Below are 23,929 nucleotides of genomic sequence, written 5' to 3'. Positions count from 1 at the left end.
CGGATATTGATGGCGACGGTGACCTTGACCTGGTCGTGGGCAATAATGCACAGCCCAACCGCGTCTATGTCAACGACGGCAGCGGCAATTTTACTGTCAGCACGCAGGCGCTGGGCGCCAATAACACCCAATCTGTGGCACTGGCGGATATTGATGGTGACGGCGACCTTGACCTGGTGGCGGGGAATTTTGGAGAGGCCAACCGAGCCTATGTCAACGACGGCATGGGCACCTTTACTGTCAGCACGCAGGCGCTGGGCACCAATGACACCACCTCTGTGGCACTGGCGGATATTGATGGCGACGGCGACCTTGACCTGGTGGCGGGGAATTTTGGACAGGCCAACCGCGTCTATACCAACGACGGCAGCGGCAGCTTTACTGACAGCACGCAGGCGCTGGGCGCCAATTTCACCCGCTCTGTGGCACTGGCGGATATCGATGATGACGGCGACCTCGACCTGGTCGCGGGTAACTTGGGACAGGCCAACCGCGTCTATCTCAACCAAACCAACCCCTGACGCTAAACCATCAAGCCAATGACGCGTCCTTTATCAAGGTGGGTAAAGGACGCTAGGAGCCTGTCGGACTTAGGTGATCGTAGCGAGAAAAAGCCCTTTTGACCCCTTTTTCCGATCCTTTTCGTTAAACAGGAGGGCTCTGCCTGTTAATGATGCATGGCCTGATGTGGCAGCTACGATGGCGCGGCTGACTCAAATACCCCTTGGCTGCAACACTGTTTTTCTTGTCCAATCGTCCGCAATTGGTGAAAATAGCGCTATGCCTGCTACCGATATCGACATCCCCTTAATGAGTACGCCTTGCGACAAACCATTGACCCTGGTCGATGGCTCTTCCTATCTTTATCGCGCCTTTCATGCCTTGTTCAGAGGTTCTTTAACTACTCCTTACGAAGGAAATATTCAATTTGGACATTATCAATCTTGTCAGCTATCTAGCGATAGGCGCCTTCGCTGGCACATGTGCTGGCCTGTTCGGTATTGGTGGCGGCATTATTATCGTACCAGGGCTGGTACTAATATTTACCGCGCTACAATTTAGCAATGATCATCTCACCCATATCGCCATCGGCACGTCTTTGGCTACGATTATTGTCACTAGCAGCGCATCGGCCTGGACACATCATCGTCATAAGACAGTTCGCTGGCCGCTGATTTGGCGTTTACTGCCGGGCATTATCGTTGGCGCAATGGTGGGGGCACTATTCGCCGACAGCCTATCAAGTGATAGCTTGCAACAACTGTTCGGGCTGCTACTGGTTATTTTAGCTATCAAGTTATTACTTAAGCTATCACCGCACAGAGGCGACTTTACGCCGCACAAAATCGAGATGCCTGTCGTTGGCACCCTTATCGGCAGCCTCGCCTCATGCCTGGGCATTAGCGGTGGCGTATTGGCAGGTCCCTACCTCATCTTGCGCGGTCAATCCCTGCGCCATGCCGTAGCAACAGCGTCAGCCGTGGGTGTCCCTATTGCCTTGACCGGCACTATCAGTTTTATCATTACAGGATCCGATGCTGTCGGGCTACCAACCATGAGTAGTGGCTATGTTTATTGGCCCGCGTTCGCAACAATTAGCGCAGCAACACTGGTGTTTGCCCCTATCGGCGCCCGTCTGGCATACAAACTCAATCCCGTAATATTGAAAAAAGCATTTACCTTGCTACTTATCGTCATCGGCATAAAAATGCTTTTCGGTTAGCTATCTCAACCAAAATAGTGACGAATTAGGCTAGAATAAGGGTTATTGTGCCCACAACCGGGCAATTCTATTGCTAATTCGGAGTTACCCATCCCCATGTCTACACTCGTCACACCTCACGGCGCGGATCAACTTAAGCCCTTATTGCTGGAAGGTGCAGAATGCAATGCAGAATCAGCCCGCGCCGCCAAACTGCCACAGGTGCGGATTAGCTCACGCGAAGTGGGTGATCTCATCATGTTGGGTATCGGCGGTTTTACCCCGCTGGATGGGTTTATGGATAAGGCAGATTGGCAGGGCGTGTGTGACAACTACACCCTGGCCAATGGTTTGTTTTGGCCTATTCCCATTACACTTTCTACTGACCCAAGCACGGCTGACACCATTAACACTGGCGATGAAATCGCTTTAGTCGATAGTGGAAGCCAGGACATCATGGCGACCATGACCGTCAGCGAAAAATACTCTATTGATAAAGCACACGAGTGCGAAACCGTATTTAAAACCACAGACACTGAACACCCCGGTGTGCAGATGGTTATGGCACAAGGCGACATTAATCTCGCTGGCCCGGTTAAGGTGTTATCGCAAGGTAATTTCCCGACGGCCTTCAGTGATTATATGACGCCAACGCAAACGCGCGCCTTGTTTGAAGCAAAAGGCTGGAGCACCGTCGTAGCCTTTCAAACCCGTAACCCCATGCACCGCTCACACGAGTATTTAGTCAAAGTCGCTATCGAAACCTGTGACGGCGTCATGATTCATTCACTGTTGGGTAAACTCAAACCTGGTGATATCCCGGCTGATGTGCGCTCTAATGCCATCAGCACATTAATTAAAAATCACTTTGTTGATGACACCGTCATACAGTCGGGTTATCCGCTTGATATGCGTTATGCTGGGCCACGTGAAGCTTTGTTGCATGCTCTGTTTCGCCAAAATTACGGTTGCTCACATTTGATTGTTGGTCGCGACCATGCCGGCGTGGGTGATTACTATGGCCCGTTTGACGCTCACCATATTTTTGATGAAATCCCTGATGGCGCATTACAAACGCAAGCGTTGAAACTGGACTGGACATTTTGGTGTTACAAATGTGGTGGCATGGCGTCAATGCGCACTTGTCCACATGATGCCGAGGATCGCTTACTGTTGTCTGGTAGCAAGCTACGTAAAATGCTATCGGAAGATGATGACGTACCCGCCGAGTTTAGCCGCCCCGAAGTACTCAAAATTCTACGTAAGTACTACGCCAGCATTAAAGAAGAAGATAAGGTTGAAGTGACGCTAAGCGGGCATTCAGCGCGCTGATACAGATATAAAGCAAAAAGGTATCCCTGATGAATGCAGAGATACCTTTTTTATTGAGGCTACAAAAGTAGCCTGTCAGGCCTAGCCCTTATTTTTCCCCGCACCAGTAACAATGCTTACGAGAGTAAATAATAGCGCAATCGAAATCCCAACGATGACAAATTTTAGTGCGAACGTGTCATTCGTCTCCTTATAGAAATACGCATCTTTCATTAAGCTGTTAGGATCTTTAGATGCGTGACTAGCAGCACCACTAGCCGCAGCTATAACGCTGGTATCAGCGACCACAACGCTCATATACGACCCCGCAGCAAACAGCATACCGAGCAACAATGGCAACATCTTGATAAATTTCATTTGGTTTTACCTCAATTCCCTAATCGAACACCTTAAACAAGCGCCTGACTATACTACCTAGCGACGAAAGCCGCTTAGAATACTATCGTCTGACCAAAAAAGGCAGCCTTTACTGCCATTTTTCATAAAAACAGCCCATTTAAACGACAGTTTTTTGACTTTTCCTCACTACTATATCTTGTGCACAGCTTATACACAGAATATCCTCACAGCAAGTCATTGATTTTGTTAGTGTTTTGTAAGTGATTGATTTTATTGGTATAATTTATTTTATCTGATCTATTGACGTGACCTTAACACGAGCGTAGCCTTAGCAGCTCACCACAATATGTTGTGGTTTCTTAATTCTTCTGTAACAACAAAAACTAGGGGCGCATTTGTGAGCGAGCAGGTTCAACTTAAAGTCGTTGCAACGAATAAAACGATTCCCATGCAGGCTGCCTCAGCGGACATCTGGGACAAAAAATACCGCCTTAAAACCCGCAACGGCGACAACGTCGATGCCGATATAGATGGCACCTATCAACGTGTCGCACGCGCCTTGGCCGATGTCGAAAGCAGCGAAGAAAAACGTGCTGAATGGTATGAAAGTTTCCTCTGGGCACTGCACCACGGTGCTATCCCTGCCGGACGCATACTCTCTAACGCCGGCGCACTGGCTCACAAACCTGCCACCTCAACCATTAACTGTACCGTTTCTGGCACCATCGAAGATTCCATGAATGGCATCCTCAGCATGGTTCACGAAGCTGGCCTGACGCTAAAGGCCGGTTGTGGTATTGGTTACGAGTTTTCCACCTTGCGGCCCAAAGGAGCTTATGTCACTGGCGCCGGCGCCTACACCTCTGGGCCGCTTTCTTTTATGGATATTTACGACAAGATGTGTTTTACCGTCTCCTCCGCTGGCGGCAGACGGGGCGCCCAAATGGGGACGTTTGATGTTGGGCACCCCGATGTGCTGGATTTTATTCGCGCCAAGCGCGAAGACGGCCGCTTACGCCAATTCAACCTGTCGCTGTTAATCACCGATGACTTTATGAAGGCCGTGCTCGAAGAGGGTGATTGGCAGCTAGCCTTCCCACTGACACGAGAAGAGGTCAACGCTGACAATATCGACCTTGAAAACAATAGCAATATTATCTGGCGCGAGTGGCCTAGCCACAGCAGCTATGCCTGTAGCGAGGCAGGTCTGGTTGCCTGCCAAATCTATAAAACACTGCCTGCCCGTCGCTTGTGGGATGCCATCATGGCAGCGACCTATGACTTTGCTGAGCCTGGCTTTATCCTCATCGACAATGTTAATGACATGAACAACAATTGGTTTTGCGAAGACGTGCGTGCCACCAATCCTTGTGTAACAGGCGACACTTGGGTGCAAACTTCACAAGGCCCACGTCAGGTTAGTCAGTTACTGGGACAGTCTGTAGAAATTCAGGTGGATGGAAAGCTTCATTCATCGGGTGCCGAAGGTTTTTTCAAAACCGCAACTAAAGCTACCGTTAGGTTACAAACTGAAGAAGGTTATAGTCTTCGCCTGACAGCTGATCATCGTGTCAAAAGAATTATCAAGCATACTCGTTATGTTACCGAAACAGATTGGTGCGAAGTCGAGAAATTAACAGCAGGCGATAAGATTTTATTAAATAATCATCGAAATAGCCCTGTCTGGCCTGGTCGTTATACTAAAAATCAAGGCTATCTAATGGGCTTGCTAATAGGCGACGGCACACTAAATAAAGACACTGCAGTACTTTCTGTATGGAAAACAGCACAAGTTGTCAATGGCCAGTCTATAAATTTGGGTGTAGAGGCTGTTATGCAAACAGCTTTGGAGGCAGTGGCTGAAATCAAAAAGCGATCTGATTTTAATGGCTGGTCGGAAGTGAAGGGAAGAAACGAATATCGTATAAAACTGGTTGGTTTAAAAAAACTGGCGCAAGAGCTGGGTATGAAGCCAGGCGACAAATGTATTAGCAAATGTTTGGAAAACACCTCCAGCGACTTTTATCAAGGTTTTCTAAAGGGCTTCTTTGATGCAGATGGTTCGGTTCAGGGCGATCTGCAAAAAGGCGTTAGTATCCGTCTTGCCCAATCTGATTTACCTCGGCTAAAAGCGGTACAACGTATGCTTTTACGTTTGGGTATGGTATCAACCATTTATCGTAATCGAAGAAAAACCCAGATTAAAGAACTGCCGAATGGCAAAGGGGGTACTGCTGATTACCAGATAAAACCACAGCATGAACTTGTTATTTCAGGCGATAATATGCTGGTTTTTAAGCAATTGATTGACTTTGCCGATACAGAAAAATCTACAAAATTAGCGTTAAACTTAAAGGCCTATAAACGTAAGATAAATCAGGAACATTTTTTTGCTCGCGTTAAATCCATAAGCCCTGATGCGACTGAAGATGTTTACGATATACAAGTTCCAGGTATCAATACATTTGATGCCAATGGTATTCATGCACACAATTGCGGCGAGCAACCTTTGCCACCTTATGGCTCATGCTTGCTCGGTTCAATTAACCTAACTAAATTTGTCCGCAAAGCGTTTACTGAAGACGCCTATTTTGATTGGGATGAATATAAAGCTGTCGTAGCTATTTTCACGCGTATGCTCGATAACGTCGTTGAAATCAATGGCCTGCCTTTAGAAAAGCAAAGTCACGAAATTATTAGCAAGCGTCGCCATGGTATGGGTTATCTGGGTCTTGGCTCAACCATGACCATGCTGCGCATGAAATATGGTGCCGATGATTCCCTAGAGTTTGCCGAACGTATCACCAAAGAACTCGCCATCACCGGATGGCATGCTGCATTAGAACTCGCACGCGAAAAAGGCCCGGCACCTATTTTACAAAAAGACTTCGTTGTCAACGAAGCTATGCTGCGTAAACGCCCAGAAATGACTAAAGATGGCTGGCAAGTCGGCGATGTTATTAAAGGTAAAGTGCTACACGCAAAATACAGCCGCTATATGCAACGCATTGCCGAAGTTGCGCCCGAACTGGTAGAACAATTGGCAGAAGTGGGCGCACGCTTTACTCATCACAGCTCCATTGCACCCACCGGCACTATCTCTCTGTCGTTGGCCAACAACGCCAGTAACGGTATTGAACCCAGCTTTGCCCATCACTATTCACGTAACATTATTCGCGAAGGTAAAAAGAGTAAAGAAAAAGTTGATGTCTATTCCTTTGAACTATTGGCCTACCGTGAATTAGTCAATGACAAGGCAATGCCTTATTCGGAACAGGCCAATGAAAAACTGCCTGATTACTTTATCTCGGCCGATGATATCAAACCCAAACAACATGTCGATGTGCAAGCTACCGCGCAATACTGGATAGATTCATCCATTTCAAAAACGGCCAACGTACCCACCGACTTTCCTTATGAAGAATTTAAAGACATTTATATCTACGCCTATCAACGTGGACTGAAAGGGTGCACCACCTTCCGCTTCAATCCCGAAGTGTTCCAGGGTGTACTGGTCAAAGAACAAGATCTGGAAAATACCACTTACACCTTTAAGCTTGAAGATGGCACAGAAGTCAGCGTGAAAGGTAATGAAGAGATTGACTATGATGGCGAAACACATTCAGCCGCCAATCTTTACGATGCCTTGAAAGAAGGCTACTACGGTAAATTCTAGTTCGAATATATTTTTAGGAAGATCATCATGGCGACAAAAATAGACAGCAAGATTATCGGCTACCGTGTTGCCGACAAATCAGACAACAGCGTAGCGGATGCCACTACGCCAGCAGCGGAAGAAAAACCCGTATCTAACGTCATTCACATGCATGAAAAGGTTGAACGGCCGGATGTGCTCATTGGCTCTACCTATAAGATTAAAACACCGTTATCTGACCATGCGCTCTATGTCACCGTTAATGACATTATTCTTAACCAGGGCACTGAGCATGAACTACGTCGCCCATTCGAGATATTTATTAACTCGAAAAATATGGATCACTTTCAGTGGATTGTCGCACTCACTCGCATTATGTCCGCCGTATTCCGCAAAGGCGGCGATATCACCTTCCTGGTTGAAGAACTGCATTCGGTGTTTGATCCGCGTGGTGGTTATTTTAAAAAAGGTGGCAAGTTTGTCCCCTCACTGGTGGCTGAACTCGGCAACGTTATCGAACAACATTTAATCAGTATCGGCATGCTTAAAAGCAAAGAACTTGATGAACACCAACAAAAGCTGGTCACAGAAAAACGCGCGCAATTTGAGGCCGCTCAAGCCAAAGTAAACATCACACCAGAGACAAGTGACACCAGCGACTTTCCCGAAGGCTCACAACTGTGCATGAAATGTAATACCCAAGCGATGATTATTATGGATGGCTGTTTGACCTGCTTGAATTGTGGGGATTCAAAGTGTGGCTAGTAAGGAGAAATTCATATTATTCAATATAGACATTTGAACACATTCTTATTCCTGTAATGACAGCAGTGGAGTCATTCTCAAACAGTGTTTTTCGCCTTCATGGCGCGTTATCTTTATTGGTGTAACAAAAGATCTAACATTTAATTGAACACAATAAAAAAAGGCTCCCAAAGGGAGCCTTTTTCTCAGCACCAGAAAATTAGATCATGGCACGAACTGTACTGCAAAACCGTCATCATTACCGGTTGCAACCGTCCAGCCATCGAACTGGGTGTTAGTGACAGCACCGCCACGAACAGCACCGATGTGAGTCAAGTCATAACCAAAGGTATCGTCTGCGACATCCAGGTTAAACGGCATCGCCGCAGAGATGATGAACGGTGAGTTAGTATCCGCTGCATCTACAATCCCAATCCCACCACCAGTCACATTCCCATCCCTATTGGTATTACCATCAAGGAAGCCATTGAGGAACGCAGCATTACCTGTGAGACCATTACCCAAGCCACGGAGGTTATCCAGATACCAACCGGCAGTGAAATTACCAGTACGATCCTGAATTTCACCAGTGAAGTTAATGCCACCTGCTGCGGCATTAAACGTATTACTATTACCAGGACCCATTATTTCAGGACCTGGACCACCGTAATAAACCAAACCATTACCATTGGAGTTATTTGCTGCAACGGTACCTACTGGGAAGCCAGCAATAGCACTACCACGAACAATAGCAAAATTGCTATTAACATCAGCTTCATGGGTACAATGAACACCATCTAAGTAAGTTGGACCTGGAATCGTTGTGTCAATGCCCGTTAGATCTGCGCCGTCGTTAGCCTCATAGCAACCATTACGAAAGTTTGCAATCAATACGTTAGCTAGGCGGATTTGATCAGTATTGTCAGCAAAGATAATACCCACTTCGTTATCAGCAACATTGCCGTTGCCATCTTCACTCGAATCGTCACGGCCAACCAATGTTGCGTTGACGATACGTGGGTTTGAGCCTTCATTAACATCGAAACTGATACTTTCACTGGCATAGATACCTGCACGACCCGTGCTGCCATCTATGTCAGAAGAGTGAATGACCATCAAGTCTTTAATTAACCCTCTAAAGTCACGGTACCAAACACCATCACGACCAGAGCCGGTCGCCAATAACCACGCCATACGCGGATCACCGTTTAGGATGTGAAAACCATCGCGTGCAGAGTTGTGTGATTGCACGAAGGTTAGCGTCGTCGTGCTATCAACGCCGTTAACAACGATATTGTCTTGATAAGTGACTGCTGGTTCACCGTTGAGAGAGACGTCTACTGACGCACCAGCTTCAGCCACTACGACGTAATCAAGATCGTTAACACCTTGTGTCGCTGCAGTAAGCGTCGTGCCGTTGAAGCCTCGCAGGAATACGCCACCCCATTCGCCGCTGCCACTAACATTGGCATCGTCAGAGAGGAACTGTACGGGGGCTGCGCTAGTACCATTGGCCTGTAACGCAGAGCCTGGAAAAACCAATACATGGTCAGTTGCACCGGCATTGTCACCGCGAATTTGCGTGCCTGCATCAATATCCAGGATTGCGGCTGAAGACATATCACCAATTTGTAATTTGCCTTCTAAAAACCAGGTGACGGCAGAACTCATTATTGCATCTTCAGTCAATGTGCCGGTGACCTGGCATTGGCTTACACCGAGGTCAGTGACTGTCAAGTTGCCAACAGCAGGACAAGCTGTATCTGCAACTAATGTGTTATTACCGCCGCTGCCACCACACGCCACAAGCGTTGCCATAGCGGGCACAGCCAAGGCCAGGCGTATTGTTTGTCTTAAATTCATTCTTCTCTCCTTTTGATTGTGTCAATATTATGCAGGGTGTAAGAGTACGTTGATGGCCTCAAGGGTTCATTAGCTAGCGAAAAAATAAAGGGGGTGGGTAATATATTGCGCTACCGTGGTATTGCGATCTTTGCTACTACGCTTATTTCAAGCGGTAATTCAGTTGTAATACAAGCTCGGGCGATAATATGGGTTCGCTGCCAAACAGGAGGGTTCCATCCTCACTGTTCCAGCCATAAGAAAGATCAAAATTAAGTGCAGCCGTCGATATGCCCAGGCCAAGGCGCGCATAGTGATAATCAACCAATTGAGATTCCGACAGTTGCTGCGTACCTGCTTGTATCGACCAGTAACTGCGCGAGCTGATATTGTTTGTATAGCTTAGCTCGGTGCCAAATGCTTCGGTGTCTCGTTCGTAATAATCCGGCGAGTAGTCAAAACTGAATGACCAATTATCACGGTAGGCAAACTGTAGCACTATTTCAGTGAAGTCCCATTCAGCGACCGAGCCTGGAAACGCTCGGTGCTGAAGTGATAAGGCGCTGTACCAGTCTTTACTCAGGAGATGATCAACACCGGCATAGAGTGCAACTGAACGCTGTCGTTGTTGTTCAACCACCACCCTGGCTTCATGCGCTTCAAAGCCGAGGAAAACCGAAGATTGCAAGCGCCATTCACCATTGATGCCTATACTCGGTTCGCCACGGGTTTCAGTCGTACCATCGTAGACCCAGTCTGACGCAGCTTGTACAACAAGTCCCAGTTCATTTTCTCCGTCGTAGGCGATTACCTGAGGGCTCAGAATCAAACACGCCCATAGCATGGGTGATTGGACAGCTTGGCGGCTAAAGTTGTAATACACGGAGAAGTTTGTTGTTCTTTTAAAGATGCTTACATCATAGCTTGGTTTGAAGCTAACGTGCTGCTGCGACTAAAAGTGTTAAACAATTGTGAAGTAATTAACAAGGTATTACGAATGGGTTTTAGCTTAGCCATTGCTGAAGATTGGCCACGATTTGCTTTCTCGTTGCCTTAGGGTAACGACTGATTAAACAGGCTGCCATTGCAGAAATATGTGGTGTCGCAATAGAATGGCCAGAGACAAGTTCGTAACCAGCCATAGGTGTGAGTGATAGAGCATGCCGTGGTGCGTAAAATATATTGCCAGCAACAGGATGCTGAGTATCGCCATCAGTCCCATAGGCGTAAATGACACCGGGTTGTGGCATTGGAAAACGTTCTTTCGCTGAACGATTTTCGTCATAGGCAGCAACCACTAACGTCTTTTTCTTTAGTAAGAGCGCTAGCAATTTAGCTAAAATTTTGTCGTGAGGGCCAGTCAAGCTTAAATTGAGGATATCAGGCTGTAAATCGATTGCCGCATCAAATGCCAAAGCAAGAGTCAGCGTATTACATATCCCCCTATTGTTTGCGTCTTGCCAACAGCCACGTAGTAAATGCACATTGGCATCATTAGCTAACCCAGCGATCCCCTTAGAGGTGCTAGGTTTGGCTGCAATTAGTCCGACTACTGCCGTGCCGTGCGCTTCTTTGCTTTGCAGTCCGCGCTGACCGGCGAAATTGGCTTGCGTAATTCTGCTACGTAGCAAGTCAGGGTGGCTGGTATCGGCCGACGTATCGATCACGGCAATGTTGACATTATTGCCACGTTGGCTAATTTCATTAAAAAATTTCTGATTAAATTGATGGCCAAATTGATTAACAGGTAATTCGCTTATTCCAGCGCCGGTATTGCTATTCTTCACTGCAAAACGGTTAAACGGTTGCACCCAACGTACGCGCTCATCGTTTTGCAGTGCATCGAGCACCTCATCCGCAGGCTGGACGATGGCAAAGCAATGCACATTCAAATTTCTTAAAGGCCACTCCGATAAAATAGACAGGCCGTGGTCATCGGCGATGGCTGCCGCTCTTGCGTGCAGCAGCGGATCATCTTTGTAGTCAAGACGGGCAGAATAGCCAGGGCCGGATACGCCGCGCTTACGGCGCTCACTACGTGGGTCGTCGATAACAACGATCATTACCTTGTCAGCATTTTCCAGCTCTGCAACGCTGGCATCAGGGCTTGACGCGCAGCCCACCATCAGGGCAAAGATGCCTGACATAATAAGTGCTCGGTATGTATTTCGAAAGTGTGACATGGGGGCTATTGTGCCTGCTTTAATTGTATAAATTTCACTCGCCTATCTTGCTCCAGTTGTTTTGCAACCAGCTCAAGTTGCATGGATGTGTTGGCTATTACATCCATTGCGTTAGCCTCTGGGTAGCGTTTTACCATTTTTAAATCGTAATCGTTAAGCAAGCGGTTAAGTGCCGATTCGTCCAAATTATCTTTATTGATGATGCGTAAAATAGGCTTGTCATAGGTAAGCGGGATATCCGACAGCATCTCGAACTGGTTAATTGGCGGCTCAGCTTGCGGCAAATAAGCAACGATAACCGCAACCAGCATGACAACGGCGAATGAAGATCCCCACGTCAGCCAACGTGAAGCGTGTGAGGCCGATGAACCCTCCAGCTTATCCGCGATTTCTGCGAACTGTGAAACATGCGTTGGCACTGCTTGCTCTGAGGTAATGGCCGACTGAATATTACGCTCAAATTCGACCATTTCCCGTAGTTGCGCGTCTTGCGCCATGGCCAAATCCAGCCTTTCAGTATCTGCATCGGACAGGTGTCCATTGAGGTAATCAGCGATCAAGCCTTCCAGCGGGTGAGTACGTTTAGTATGACTCATCATTCATTCTCTCATTATTTTTTCGTTGTCTCTTCAACAAAAGTACGAATCTTTTTTCGCGCATGGTGCAAACGCGTTTTTACCGTATTCGTCGGGCATTGCACGATTTGGCCCACCTCTTCAGTGGAGTAACCACTAAAATAACTGAGCTCAATAACCAGTCGATGTTTTGCTGACAGTCTTGCCAACGCGCTATCGATAAGGTCTGCCTGTTCTGTTGCCTCATGCAGCGATGCACTACTGGGCAGATCACTTTGTCCAAGCGTATCCAGTACGCTTTGGCGCGATTGCTGTTTTTTCACCATACGCAGACAAGTGCGATAGGCGATGGAGAAAACCCAGCTGGAAACCTTCGATTGCCCCTGATATTGATGCGCTTTGTGCCACACCTTAAGCATGACATCGTTATAGGCCTCTTCAATCAGGCTATTATCATAGGTTAAGCGCCGTAAAAAACCACTTAGCCTCGGTCGATACTGCACATAGAAGGCTTCCATAGCAGTATGATCCCGCGCCGAAGCAATGCGTTCAATTAGCTCGCGATCTTTTTGATCACGTTGCGCTTGCGCCTCTGAAGAAGGGGTGATTTGCCTGTGTTTTGACAGCGATACAGTCATTATGCAGAGCCTGCAAATAAGCTGGAAACACGATATTACTGAAAACTCAAATGAGAATTTCTAATATACAGTGTGTGTGGGAACCTGCTTTAAAGCCTAGGGGATTGTCGGCTTAAGTTCAAGCTTGGTGGGACGAAAAAGACCAGCGTCACTCAAGGCAACTTTGGCGCACCCTATTCTTCAGGATCGATCGCCTGAATCGTATTGTCGCGCTGCTGTATCTTAATATCGCTTTCCTGTATAGCCATCTCCTCTTCAGCAACAACGGTCTCTTCCGAGGCGCGAATGCCTATATGGTATGCAGCAAAACCCGGCATAACGACTTGATTAACCGCCATGCCGATAATACGGCCATCGTACGACGCACGAAGCTTGGACTCTTCGTTAGTGATAGGATCGATAATGCTACCAAGAATATCGCCTTTATCAACGGAATCACCTAACTCAATACGGCTTAATAAAATACCACCCTGCGCTGCACGAACCCAATGTGATTGATAATAAACCGGCTTTGGTTCACCCCAGGTAAACAAGCGTGAATACATGTCTTCACGCTCAAGCAGGGCGTTAATACTTTTAACACCGGCTTTTACTTCACTTTCTTGCAAGCGCAATGATTCACCGACTTCAAGTGTGACGGCAACAATGCCCTGCTGCAATGAGGCAACACGTAACATGCCTGGGCTGCCCTCACTATGGACGACGGCAATATCATCAAAACCTTCACTAAATTCGGCCACATCGGGGTTTAACATATTCGCCCGCAACTGAGGTAGGTTTGTGCGGCGAAAAGAGCCGGTATGTAAATCAATCAACGCATCACAATGTTGAATCACTTCGGTAAACAAAGAGTGTGCAATACGTGAAGCTGAGCTGCCTTGAGGATCGCCAGGGAAAAAACGATTGAGATCGCGACGATCAGGTAAGTAGCGCGAGGCGCGCTGAAAGCCTTGCAGATTGACAATGGGTACACCAATAATTCTTCCGTGGAGTTTTTTGGGGTCGATGTCGTACATTACACGGCGTACTATCTCGATACCGTTTAACTCATCACCATGAATGGCGGCGGTCAAACACAGTGTTTTGCCACGATGCTTGCCATTAATAACTAATACGGGTGTTGGCAGATTAAGTCCACTGATGCCCACATTAGGCGACCAGGCCAAGCGTGTGGCAATGCCTGGCGTGACTTCAGAACCGAGGATAATAAATTTATCTTCGCTATCTGCCTGCCGCGCAACATCATCTTTATTTGCTTCATCTGGTTTACTTTCAATGGGCGTTGGTTGTTCGGTGATGCCAGCATCTTGTGGTGCCACTTCTACCGGTACTGGCAGCGGAGCAATGTCTTTCAGGTCAACAGAGGGCGCGACAGCAGCTTGCGCTACCTTGTCATCATTAATATCGTTGGTTGCGATGAGCACATCCTCCGCAATGACTAACGCAGGGCTGCCAAAACAAAGAGAAAATAGCAATATCAGGCTAACAAGTGATCGCAAGATTGTGTTCCATGAATTGATCAGAGATTCCCTAGTGTGGTGTAACGGATAAAGGGCACCTATCAGAGACCCACAAATGACTCAAGACAAGGCGTAGCCTGCAATGAAGGGTTGTTCCCTTGATAAAGGCTATAACGTAGTATTGAGTCATTTGTGGGTCTCCCTTCGGGCGTAATGAGAAGCCATCATCTGCTGCGTCGCCTAAAGCGCCTACTGTTGGTGCGTTGCTTATAAAGGGCGCGCCATTCTCTGCGCAACGCGCCTTGCAGCTAATGGCTTCTCGTTACGCTGATAGGCACCCTTTATCCATTACACTACACTATAGCGGTTATTACTCAGGCTGCTTTAGCTAAGGCAAGGCGCGCATCAACACAATCGGGTAACTTGTCGAGACTTTCAATTTTACCCAGGTTGTTTAATAGGCCCGTTTGATTGGCGATCTGTACATTCAAGCCAGGTCGCGCATTGAGTTCGAGCATTAACGGTCCCATATCACGATCCATGACAATATCAACACCGAGATAACCCAGGCCAACGGTATCAGCACAGCGAATAGCGAGTTTCATGATGGTGTCCCAATGTGGAATTTTTATTCCGGTAGTGTCATAACCGGTATCAGGATGACAACTTACAGCTCTATCGTTACAGACGCCGCCCTTACTAATCCCCGTTACAAGGTCGATACCAATACCCATGGCACCCTGATGCAGGTTTGCCTTACCGTCAGAGGCGCGTGTCGGCAACCGCACCATCGCGGCAACCGGTACACCGCGAAAGACAATGACTCGAATATCGGGCACACCTTGATAACTGATGTGTGAAAAAAACGGGTCGAACTGAACACGGTATTCAATCAACACCTGGTCATTAGCACCACCCAGGCTGTACATGCCACTGAGTATGTTAGAGGCATGGTGGCCAATGGCTGCCGAACTGATCAAATCACCATTGGTTTTGCGATAGTGATTACCAAGTCGACCATCGACGACAAGAATGCCGTTGCCACCACTGCCATGTGAGGGCTTCATAACAAAATCTTGATGCGTCTTCAGCATAGCATCAAGACCTTTAATCTCATGCTGAATTTCAAGTACAGAGTAGAGCGGCGGTACAGCTATACCTTTTGCCAATGCCAAGCGCTTGGTATACACCTTGTCATCAACAAGCGGGTAAAGATGGCGCGGGTTATAACGCATAATGTAATCGCTATTACGCTGGTTCATCCCCATCACGCCTTGGCCACGTAACTGGCCCGGAGTCGCAAACCATTTCACGATGTCTTATCTTTGTCGGTGACCATGGCGCGGAATCGATGCAATTCAAATAAACGGTAACCAGTGTAACGACCCATTAATAAACTCAAGGCCAGCACAATAAAAAGCAGTTCTGGAAAAACAAACATTAAATACATCAAACTTTCGTTGTTCATCACAAGGAAACCAACACAGGCAACAATCAGACTACCCAGCCCTTGCATCATGGCTTCTCTTGCGCCATTTTCTTCCCAGGTAATTGACATGCGCTCGATGGTCATGGCCAAAATGACGACAGGAAATAATGCAACAGATAGCGCGCGATCGACGCCCAGTTCGTTGGTGATAATGCTAATAATGACCATCAATATAACGACAATCACCAATATTGATGTCAGGCGTGGCACCAGCAATAGCCGCATTCGCTCAAGATAAAAACGTAGCATGAGACCCAATGACACAATCATGACAAATAAAACAATACCCCAGAGTAATTGGGTCTCGCGAAAGGCCAGCGCAATTAAAATAGGCATGAAGGTACCAAAGGTCTTAATACCGATAAAAGTACGGAAAAACACAACAATTAATGCACCAATAGGTACCATAATCAGCAAACGATAGACATTTTGGCTTTGCAGTGGCAATGACAATAATGAAAAACCTGCTAACAGCGAATTACTGGACTCTGCGTTTTTACGTGCAATATCAATTAATTCACGATAGTTTTTAGACACCGAGAAAACGACATCGACAGGGCCGCCACCTTCGACAACAAATAAAGGTTCGTTGCCTACACGCCAGGAAAGAAAATTCTCAGGAACGCCGACTCTTCCATTAATAGGGTCGAAGGTCAGCCAACGCTTGCCATTATGCACTTGCAATAAGGCTTGTAAATTGGCGTTATTGGCCGCATCTGATAGTACTATCCCCCAGAGAACACGTGCCGGAATGCGTACGCCTTTGAGGATATTAATAATTTCCCCAAGCCACTGCGTTTGATTTTGAGCGCGACCGCGAATCAGTTCAATATTTTCATTGGGCTGTACTGAATTGAGCTGTTCCAGTAATTCGCGCACATAGCTTTGCACATCCGCTGATTCGCTACGCACATCTTCAATAGTCGCTTTGATAGCAGAGGCATAGGGTTCTTCATAGTCAGGCACATTTGGAAAACGTGGCGTTGATGGCCAGCCTACCTGTGTGTCAGTTTTAGTCACCGAGATACGATAATATAACGTCTGTTGGCCTTGCGCTCTGCGTACAGCCCACTCTACTTTGCGGTTATCGCCCTCTTTATCCACCGCAAGACCAAAACGACTGGAGATAAAATCTTCGTCGATTTTGGATAGTCCCGGCGTGGTGGCGGGGATATGAAACCCCAGCTTGGCTGGGCCGCCGCCGCCATCAAATGCGATACGCGCCTGCACTGTCCAAACCTCGGTATCTTGATCGGGACTCAGCGGCAAGCCGATATCGAATAGCTTATGTGCAAAAATGACCAAACCCAGGCCAGCCAACAACACGGCCCATATTTTTACAGTGATATTACCCATAGCGCTTTCTCACTCCAGCGTAACTATCAAGAGCGCTTATTGGCAGCGAGCTTGAGTCAAAAACGTCGCCTCTGGGTCAACAACGGCAACACCCGCTAGAAAACGCCTGCCGAGCAGCACAGGGTAAATAAATTCGGAGCGATCAGCGAGTGTAAATTCAACTGCGTAAGGGCGACCATCGAAGCAAATATCGAGCTCAACTACTGGGCGACTATCGTGCACACCATTGTGTTGTTTAATCTTGACACGACGCGCGCGCTTTTTCTCCAACGCAAGCGTCATGGCTTTACCATCTGTGTCCTCCAGCAGCAGTTTAAACCGAACCCAACGCTTACCCTCGTGCTTGAATAGCTCGATATCTTCGGCATGAATGGATGAGGTTTCGGCGCCACTATCGAGTTTGGCCTTAAGCACATAGGACTGATCTTTTAAGCTGATCTTTTCGACCCAGCCAGCGATGACCTTACCCGGGTTATCACTGCTGGCATAACCATAAAAAGATAGTGTGAACACGCATAGTGTATATAACACGATGCGCGCTGCCTTAAATAATCGTTGATAATGCAAAACGTTAAACTCCGTAAATGTGAGTACTAAGCTAGGGAAGCTCTATATAAAACTGCAATGGCGGCGTTGTTCTCGTTGAAGCTGGGGAGACACCCAGCTCTACCGAAGGGATTCAAGCCCTTCAAGATATATTTAGGTTAGACCATACTGGCTGAATAAGCACCAAATATCAGCTTAAAAAGACCTCTGATTCATTCATCGCTGCAACTTGTTCTCGCAAACTCAGTATATGTTCCTCCCAATAGCGCGGACCACCAAACCAGGGGAAAGCAATGGGGAAAGCAGGATCCTGCCAACGCTTAGCCAACCAGGCTGCATAATGCATGATACGTAGGGTGCGCAGGGGTTCTATCAACATCACGCTGCTGTGGTCAAAACTGAAAAAAGTTTCATAGCCCGTCAAAAACTCTTCCAGTTGGCGTGCTGTTTCATCTGCGTCACCAGATAGTAACATCCACAAGTCTTGTATTGGTGGCCCACTGGCGCTGTCATCCAAATCAACGAAATGAGCCCCGCTGTCAGTCCATAATATATTGCCGGGATGACAGTCCCCATGCAGGCGTATGCGCTGTAAATAATCAAGTGAATCAAAACGCATTTCAATTTGTACGAGTAAATCTCGGGTCAAGGTGTCATAGGCCTCAACTAAATAATCGGGCAGCAAATTTTCACGCAAAATAAATTCGCGCGGCTTGCGACCTAAAGTCTCAATATCGATATGCTGGCGATATTGGAATTGCTGTGTGGCGCCCACCGCATGCAGCCGGCCTAGCAGGCGCCCCATTTGCTCGCGGTCTTGTTTGCTATCTAAATCTGGCCAACGACCACCGCACCGCGGATAAAGGGCAAATTGGTAGCTCTGGTTTTGATGCGTTAGCGTCTGATGCAGACTCTCACCATTGTCATGTAATAACGGCGCCACCACGGGTATTTCATGCTCGGTGAGCTCAAGGGCAAATTGATGTTCTTCTAAAATAGCGTCTTGTGACCAACGCCCAGGTCGGTAAAATTTAGCGATCAATGGCGCACTGCCTTCGATACCAATCTGGTAGACACGATTTTCGTAGCTGTTTAATGCGTGCAAGTGACCATCACAAACATAGCCCAGTGATTCAACCGAGTTTAAAATCACATCAGGCGTCAGGTGTTGATAAGGCGAGTTCGTATTAGGTATCAGGTCAGGCATCGCAGCATCATAGCCGACACTTGGGCGATGAACCAGAAAAGCGACTGCTTAAAATCAGTCCATTACAATAACTGATGGCTAGATCAATCTTCTTTTTGACTAAACGCTGCGAAGACTTCTGCGCCCGTCATATTATGCGTATCGTTAGCAAAGTCGTAATAATCTGGCTTTTCTTCAATAAAGATTTGATGATCAAACGTCAGGCTATCAAACCCATCAAACAAACCAGGAGGCATCATATATTGTTGATTGTCTTTTAAACGATAAAAGAGGTTGCTGCCACACTGCTTGCAAAAACCACGCTCGGCCCATTCAGATGAATCATAAACAGAGATATTATCTTCACCATTAAAGCTGACCTGTGTACCACAATCTATCGCCAAGAGAAGGCCACCAGCCCAGCGTCGGCACATATTACAATGACAGGCACCTAATTTTGTCTCTGCTGATGCCACCTTAACGGTGACAGCTCCGCATAAACACTGCCCGTCGATACTTTGTTTCGTAGCCATTTTCAGTGCTCCTGTTTACCTTGATCTCAGCATAAGAAGCCATATGGAACAGCGTAGCATAGTAAACGCCAGCAACCACTTTTACCATACGCTGATAGTTTAGGGTCTACTGCCTTGTCAGTGCCACCTTGTAAAAGCTGCTTTTATCGTATGGGTAATTATGATTTGGTTAAAATCATCCACTATCGCAGTGCAGTTGCCACAATTTGTGGTAAAACGCGCTTAAGCTGGCAATAGCTAGCCTTGACTATTGGCATCGTCAGAAAAATAACCCATTATCAATGAGGATGCATATATTGAGTTATGCTGTCTTTGACAGCCTGGCGATACTAATGATTATTGCGATCTTTTTTTTCGTAAGTTATGGCAACCAGATCTGACAGACCCTAAGCCGATATAACGCGATTTCGACCCTTCTCTTTGGCTGAGTAGAGTGCCTTATCTGCGTAGGAGACAAGGCTTTCACCGCTCAGAACGCAGTCTGGCAAATAACTGGTTGTTGCAACACCTACTGAGAGAGTGAGTTGAAACACCTGTCCGTCGATGCTCGTAAATGTTTGTCTGGCAACGCTGTGTCTTATTCGTTCAGCCGCGTCTATTGCTACGCTTATATCAGTACACGTTAACAACACCACAAACTCTTCACCACCATAACGCGCCAACACATCACTACTACGCAACTCCGTACGAACCAACTGTGTCACTTGCTTTAATACCAAGTCCCCTGTTTGATGACCATAGCTGTCATTGATATGTTTAAAATGGTCAATATCCAGCAACAAACATGCCAACGGTTGATGGTTGCGCCGCGATATCCCAATCTCTTCTTCTAAGCGCTGATCAAAGTAGCGACGGTTATTGGCGCCGGTCAAGGTATCCGTTAAACCCAGCAACTTTATGCGCTCCATATTCATCGCATTTTCTATACAAATCGCCACCACTGCCGCCAGATGTTTCATAAAATCAGCACGGTAACCACGCGTAAAACGTTGCACATCAACGCTACCAATATTAAGACTACCAATAAGTTTTCCATGACGCACCAAAGGTAACAACATGACGCTGGCTGGCTTTTCTTGCACGTGGACAAACAGGGTTTGATAGGCATTGGGTTTAAACGTGCCAATAATAGGGGTAAGTGCTAAAGGTGGGAAAAGTGACTGTAGACCCTCATCGTTATCAACGAAGTTTAGGTTTGGATACTGCAATATATCGTCGTTACCTTCCAACACACGCCTGAGCTCGTATTCGGTATCGACCAGCACGATGGTAACAATGTCCCAATCAAACTGAGAACGATCTGGGCATAGTAAAGCGTGCAACAATTCGTGTAAGGAGTTCAAACCAAACAGCTTAAGCTGCAAAGCCTGGAAACGACGCATTTTGTATTCGTTTTTGCGTGCCTCTGCCAGCAAGCTATCAAGCCGTGTGCGCAGTTGCTCTGGCGAAGATGGGCGTGTGCCACTATGCCGCGTCACCCAAGCTCCCACTAGCGCTGAGCCAAGCGATAAACGAAAAATTTGGCGCGTGCTTGCTGCATGAACAATCCCTTACACTGTCTATTGCTTAGACGTTACACTAACGCAAATGAACGCACCCTCAACGGAGTCAAACACCCTCAACGGAGTTAAAATGTCACAGCCGCAATCAGCTATTATTCCACATAGTGGTCGTTACGGTAGCTTTATATCGCTACGATTAAACGGAACTGTGAACCCCATCACAACTGTACGTGCTGTCGGCCATCGCCTAGCTTCAATGACAGCAGATATTCGCGCCGAATACAACGACAGTAACCTGGTCGCGAGCATTGCCTTTGGCTCAAATATTTGGCAAAAATTAGCGCAGACAATGCCACAGCAACTCAAACCATTTAAAACTATTGGTCAGGGAGCAGTCTCTGCAACAGCCGGCGAAGTAGATCTATTCTTTCATTGTCATTCAAACGCCGTTGATATTAATTTTTTGCTTTGCCAAAACCTCTTGGCAGCACTGTCCGATAGTGTCAGTGTTATCAATGAGACGCAGGGGTTTTTATTTCTTGATAATAGAGACCTTACTGGCTTTATTGATGGCACTGAAAACCCAGAAGAAGAACAAGAACGTTGTGACGTCGCCCTAATTGGCTCAGAAGATATTGCCTCTGCCGGGGGCAGCTATGTGCTAGCGATGCGCTTTATTCACGATCTTGATAGATGGCAGAAGCTGGATGTGTCGGCACAAGAAAACATTATTGGTCGCACCAAGGTTGATAGCGTCGAGCTAAATGAAAACAGTCTGCCTGACACGGCGCACATTAGCCGCGTGGTGATTGAGGAAAAGGGTGAAGAACTCGAGATTCTCAGACACAGCATGCCCTATGGCACTGCATCAGGCGATAAAGGCCTGTTTTTTCTGTCTTATAGTCGACGCTTAGATATTTATGAGAAAATGCTAGCGCACATGTATGGGGAAAGTGGTGATGGCCTGCACGATCATCTGATGGATTTTTCACATGCGCCTAGTGGTAGCTATTTTTTTGCGCCATCACAAACCCTGTTAAATAGTTGGGGTAAATAGCTGGGGATAAAACGATACCAGAAAGCTTCACACATCCTCGATGGCATCGCACAAAAAAATATCCAGCTCACTTGGCACCTTAATACTCAGTGCAATTTTACCATCGCTGGCACGGCAAAAAAGTACCTCTACAGGGCCACCAGAAAATAAATCTGATGCCTTCTTTTCCGTATTTTTTTGCTTAAGATCAATGAACAGGCTTTGCCCAGGACGGGGATACAGTGAGAAGATTTCCATAGTCACTCATTTCTTCCTTAGGAAAAACAAACACATATCCAATCACCTGCAATAATTACGCTAAATTATTTTTGTATAATAATTTAATTGCAGCTGATCATTAATGTAATAAAATCCCAACTATGCGAATAAAGAAAATTCTCATAGAAATCAATGATATAGCTATCAAGCACTTTAACAAAACAAACGAATGATGTCAAGTTGACACTATAGAAAACAGGTACTGTTAAGCTCTATGCTTCGCTTATGAGTGAAGGACACAAGCGTTACCCGTCAGAGTTGGCACCTAAATTTGTGCTGAGGTTTCCGCAAGGAATGCGCGAAGAGATTCGTGAAATTGCATCCAATAATCACCGTAGTATGACGGCGGAGATTATTATGCGGCTAGAAAAAACACTGTTAGGCGACCGTATATTACTGGACAGCTCCGATTCGCTACCAGGCACCCCCACGCTTTCTCGGAGCCTGCCCCGTGCTGGACACGGGGGGCAGGCTCTCGGAGTGCAAGAGCCTACTAAAACTTATATTAATGAACTTGATAACCACGAACAACAACTTGTCGCTATTTTTCGACAATTACCTGAAAATAAGCGCCGCGCCATCATGGCCTTGATCAGCTAAACGTTAGCTAGTGCACCCTACCTGGCAAAAAATATAATTCATTCTAATATAATGCAATACGCGGGCTAAGGTAGCCACCTAATCTCTATTGCGGTTGTTTCACCAACCATTGTCGATTTAAGTCCCCGCGGCATCACCGCCTTACGTGCTGAGTGTGGAATGCGGCCTGCCATGACCTCTGCCTTACGCTGCGGATGCAAAGGGTTGCGATCAGGCTCGGCATAACCGACAGGGAAAATGGGCAAGTTATTCGACACATCGTATTTATCACTCGCACCTACCGTATGTAACATCTCATGCGCGATAACGACATTATTTCTTGCTGCCATTTTTTTACCCGCATGAGCATTGACGACACCAATCAAGCCTTTCTCTAACCCCAAGGAATGCGCTAACTGTTGTTGTTTATCTGGGTCGTGATAGAGCACAAACATTTGAATGTCTGGCGATGGGCCGTCAAAATTATTATGTGTAAGTGCCCAATAACGCATTTTCAAACTCCACCAGGCGACCCTAAGTGGGTTAGCCGATTGCGGCGGTGCGGGTGGTAATTCATCAAGCTCAGTAGATAACTTAACGATAAGTGGCTGATCAATGGCAACACCATAACGTTTCGCCTCACGTTTAAGAAAACTTTCTATGGGCTCAAACGTAGATTCTTTCAGGCCTTCAATATATCGGCGTGACGCGTCGCTGCCATCGCCGTTTATCGGATATACCACCATCCACAAAGACTCATCCCAGTCGGTGGTACGCATTTTTGTTTGCCATGTAGTGAGCGCAACGCCAAACAACAATAACAATAACGCTAATATTCGTAATTGACGAAACATGTGTGAGCTGTCCTGTATGCTGCCTATAAATACAGTAAATATGTCGGCACAAAAACACTGTCCCTGACTTTACATCTTAAAGATGCCTTATAGTCGCAC

Annotated in this window: 22 protein-coding genes; 7 read left to right on the top strand and 15 right to left on the bottom strand. The window is 46.8% G+C overall.

Annotation, left to right across the window (positions count from 1 at the left end; genetic code table 11):
* The 3 genes from JKY90_05500 to sat all read left to right on the top strand — a co-directional run.
* A partial coding sequence (locus JKY90_05500; protein MBL4851721.1) for a VCBS repeat-containing protein occupies positions 1-521 on the top strand: 521 nt, incomplete at its 5' end.
* A gap of 407 nt (positions 522-928) precedes the next feature.
* A complete protein-coding gene (locus JKY90_05495) occupies positions 929-1,723 on the top strand; it encodes a sulfite exporter TauE/SafE family protein (protein ID MBL4851720.1) in 795 nt (264 codons plus the stop codon).
* A 96-nt stretch (positions 1,724-1,819) separates the two neighbouring features.
* Positions 1,820-3,034 (top strand): sulfate adenylyltransferase, encoded by a 1,215-nt coding sequence (sat, locus tag JKY90_05490; GenBank protein ID MBL4851719.1) that lies wholly within the window; start codon positions 1,820-1,822, stop codon positions 3,032-3,034.
* A gap of 81 nt (positions 3,035-3,115) precedes the next feature.
* Here the strand turns inward: sat and JKY90_05485 are convergent, their stop codons facing one another.
* On the bottom strand, positions 3,116-3,391 hold the full coding sequence (locus tag JKY90_05485) for a hypothetical protein (GenBank protein ID MBL4851718.1): 276 nt from the start codon (positions 3,389-3,391) through the stop codon (positions 3,116-3,118).
* A gap of 430 nt (positions 3,392-3,821) precedes the next feature.
* Between JKY90_05485 and JKY90_05480 the strand changes: the two genes are divergently transcribed.
* Positions 3,822-7,049 (top strand): ribonucleoside-diphosphate reductase, encoded by a 3,228-nt coding sequence (locus JKY90_05480; GenBank protein ID MBL4851717.1) that lies wholly within the window; start codon positions 3,822-3,824, stop codon positions 7,047-7,049.
* A 27-nt stretch (positions 7,050-7,076) separates the two neighbouring features.
* A complete protein-coding gene (locus JKY90_05475) occupies positions 7,077-7,793 on the top strand; it encodes an NrdJb (protein MBL4851716.1) in 717 nt (238 codons plus the stop codon).
* 204 nt (positions 7,794-7,997) lie between these two features.
* On the opposite strand, the gene JKY90_05470 is transcribed toward JKY90_05475, so the two are convergent.
* The 12 genes from JKY90_05470 to JKY90_05415 form a co-directional block, all read right to left on the bottom strand.
* Positions 7,998-9,635 (bottom strand): hypothetical protein, encoded by a 1,638-nt coding sequence (locus tag JKY90_05470; GenBank protein ID MBL4851715.1) that lies wholly within the window; start codon positions 9,633-9,635, stop codon positions 7,998-8,000.
* Positions 9,636-9,777: 142 nt separating this feature from the next.
* Complete coding sequence (locus JKY90_05465; protein ID MBL4851714.1) at positions 9,778-10,458, bottom strand: hypothetical protein; 681 nt, start codon at positions 10,456-10,458, stop codon at positions 9,778-9,780.
* A 160-nt stretch (positions 10,459-10,618) separates the two neighbouring features.
* Complete coding sequence (locus JKY90_05460) at positions 10,619-11,797, bottom strand: S8 family serine peptidase (GenBank protein MBL4851713.1); 1,179 nt, start codon at positions 11,795-11,797, stop codon at positions 10,619-10,621.
* Positions 11,798-11,802: 5 nt separating this feature from the next.
* Complete coding sequence (locus JKY90_05455; protein MBL4851712.1) at positions 11,803-12,396, bottom strand: hypothetical protein; 594 nt, start codon at positions 12,394-12,396, stop codon at positions 11,803-11,805.
* A gap of 11 nt (positions 12,397-12,407) precedes the next feature.
* Positions 12,408-13,010, bottom strand: coding sequence for an RNA polymerase sigma factor (locus JKY90_05450; protein MBL4851711.1), 603 nt, complete (start codon positions 13,008-13,010; stop codon positions 12,408-12,410).
* Between the two features lie 173 nt (positions 13,011-13,183).
* A complete protein-coding gene (locus JKY90_05445; GenBank protein ID MBL4851710.1) occupies positions 13,184-14,533 on the bottom strand; it encodes a succinylglutamate desuccinylase/aspartoacylase family protein in 1,350 nt (449 codons plus the stop codon).
* Positions 14,534-14,844: 311 nt separating this feature from the next.
* Entirely contained in the window at positions 14,845-15,783 is a 939-nt protein-coding gene (locus JKY90_05440; protein ID MBL4851709.1) for an alpha-L-glutamate ligase-like protein, read from the bottom strand.
* The gene (locus JKY90_05435) at positions 15,780-17,315 is read right to left on the bottom strand and encodes an inactive transglutaminase family protein (GenBank protein ID MBL4851708.1); all 1,536 of its coding nucleotides are present in this window, start codon (positions 17,313-17,315) and stop codon (positions 15,780-15,782) included. The genes JKY90_05440 and JKY90_05435 overlap by 4 nt, the downstream gene beginning before the upstream one ends.
* A 36-nt stretch (positions 17,316-17,351) precedes the next feature.
* Positions 17,352-17,828, bottom strand: coding sequence for an ATP-dependent zinc protease (locus JKY90_05430; GenBank protein MBL4851707.1), 477 nt, complete (start codon positions 17,826-17,828; stop codon positions 17,352-17,354).
* Between the two features lie 223 nt (positions 17,829-18,051).
* Positions 18,052-19,068, bottom strand: a complete 1,017-nt coding sequence (locus tag JKY90_05425; GenBank protein ID MBL4851706.1) for a serine/threonine protein kinase — start codon at positions 19,066-19,068, stop codon at positions 18,052-18,054.
* 83 nt (positions 19,069-19,151) lie between these two features.
* Positions 19,152-19,580: a GFA family protein gene (locus JKY90_05420; protein MBL4851705.1), complete on the bottom strand. Its 429-nt coding sequence runs from the start codon at positions 19,578-19,580 to the stop codon at positions 19,152-19,154.
* A 386-nt stretch (positions 19,581-19,966) separates the two neighbouring features.
* Positions 19,967-21,058, bottom strand: coding sequence for a sensor domain-containing diguanylate cyclase (locus JKY90_05415; GenBank protein ID MBL4851704.1), 1,092 nt, complete (start codon positions 21,056-21,058; stop codon positions 19,967-19,969).
* A 154-nt stretch (positions 21,059-21,212) separates the two neighbouring features.
* Here JKY90_05415 and JKY90_05410 point away from each other — a divergent pair, with 154 nt between their 5' ends.
* The gene (locus JKY90_05410; protein MBL4851703.1) at positions 21,213-22,139 is read left to right on the top strand and encodes a Dyp-type peroxidase; all 927 of its coding nucleotides are present in this window, start codon (positions 21,213-21,215) and stop codon (positions 22,137-22,139) included.
* A gap of 27 nt (positions 22,140-22,166) precedes the next feature.
* Here JKY90_05410 and JKY90_05405 read toward each other — a convergent pair whose 3' ends face one another.
* On the bottom strand, positions 22,167-22,382 hold the full coding sequence (locus JKY90_05405) for a hypothetical protein (protein ID MBL4851702.1): 216 nt from the start codon (positions 22,380-22,382) through the stop codon (positions 22,167-22,169).
* A gap of 240 nt (positions 22,383-22,622) precedes the next feature.
* Here JKY90_05405 and JKY90_05400 point away from each other — a divergent pair, with 240 nt between their 5' ends.
* Positions 22,623-22,997, top strand: coding sequence for an Arc family DNA-binding protein (locus tag JKY90_05400; protein MBL4851701.1), 375 nt, complete (start codon positions 22,623-22,625; stop codon positions 22,995-22,997).
* A gap of 65 nt (positions 22,998-23,062) precedes the next feature.
* Here the strand turns inward: JKY90_05400 and JKY90_05395 are convergent, their stop codons facing one another.
* Positions 23,063-23,830, bottom strand: a complete 768-nt coding sequence (locus JKY90_05395; GenBank protein ID MBL4851700.1) for a hypothetical protein — start codon at positions 23,828-23,830, stop codon at positions 23,063-23,065.
* Positions 23,831-23,929: the final 99 nt, after the last annotated feature.

The sequence above is a fragment of the Gammaproteobacteria bacterium genome (assembly GCA_016765075.1).
Lineage (GTDB): Bacteria > Pseudomonadota > Gammaproteobacteria.
This window is presented reverse-complemented; position numbering and strand designations above follow the sequence as displayed.

Bases quoted from the DNA above. Each gene is read 5' to 3' on its own strand.
- sat (MBL4851719.1), top strand. From the start codon at position 1,820: ATGTCTACACTCGTCACACCTCACGGCGCGGATCAACTTAAGCCCTTA.
- JKY90_05485 (MBL4851718.1), bottom strand. From the start codon at position 3,391: ATGAAATTTATCAAGATGTTGCCATTGTTGCTCGGTATGCTGTTTGCT.
- JKY90_05480 (MBL4851717.1), top strand. From the start codon at position 3,822: ATGCAGGCTGCCTCAGCGGACATCTGGGACAAAAAATACCGCCTTAAA.
- JKY90_05475 (MBL4851716.1), top strand. From the start codon at position 7,077: ATGGCGACAAAAATAGACAGCAAGATTATCGGCTACCGTGTTGCCGAC.
- JKY90_05470 (MBL4851715.1), bottom strand. From the start codon at position 9,635: ATGAATTTAAGACAAACAATACGCCTGGCCTTGGCTGTGCCCGCTATG.
- JKY90_05465 (MBL4851714.1), bottom strand. From the start codon at position 10,458: ATGCTATGGGCGTGTTTGATTCTGAGCCCTCAGGTAATCGCCTACGAC.
- JKY90_05460 (MBL4851713.1), bottom strand. From the start codon at position 11,797: ATGTCACACTTTCGAAATACATACCGAGCACTTATTATGTCAGGCATC.
- JKY90_05455 (MBL4851712.1), bottom strand. From the start codon at position 12,396: ATGATGAGTCATACTAAACGTACTCACCCGCTGGAAGGCTTGATCGCT.
- JKY90_05450 (MBL4851711.1), bottom strand. From the start codon at position 13,010: ATGACTGTATCGCTGTCAAAACACAGGCAAATCACCCCTTCTTCAGAG.
- JKY90_05435 (MBL4851708.1), bottom strand. From the start codon at position 17,315: ATGGGTAATATCACTGTAAAAATATGGGCCGTGTTGTTGGCTGGCCTG.
- JKY90_05425 (MBL4851706.1), bottom strand. From the start codon at position 19,068: ATGCCTGACCTGATACCTAATACGAACTCGCCTTATCAACACCTGACG.
- JKY90_05420 (MBL4851705.1), bottom strand. From the start codon at position 19,580: ATGGCTACGAAACAAAGTATCGACGGGCAGTGTTTATGCGGAGCTGTC.
- JKY90_05410 (MBL4851703.1), top strand. From the start codon at position 21,213: ATGTCACAGCCGCAATCAGCTATTATTCCACATAGTGGTCGTTACGGT.
- JKY90_05400 (MBL4851701.1), top strand. From the start codon at position 22,623: ATGAGTGAAGGACACAAGCGTTACCCGTCAGAGTTGGCACCTAAATTT.
- JKY90_05395 (MBL4851700.1), bottom strand. From the start codon at position 23,830: ATGTTTCGTCAATTACGAATATTAGCGTTATTGTTATTGTTGTTTGGC.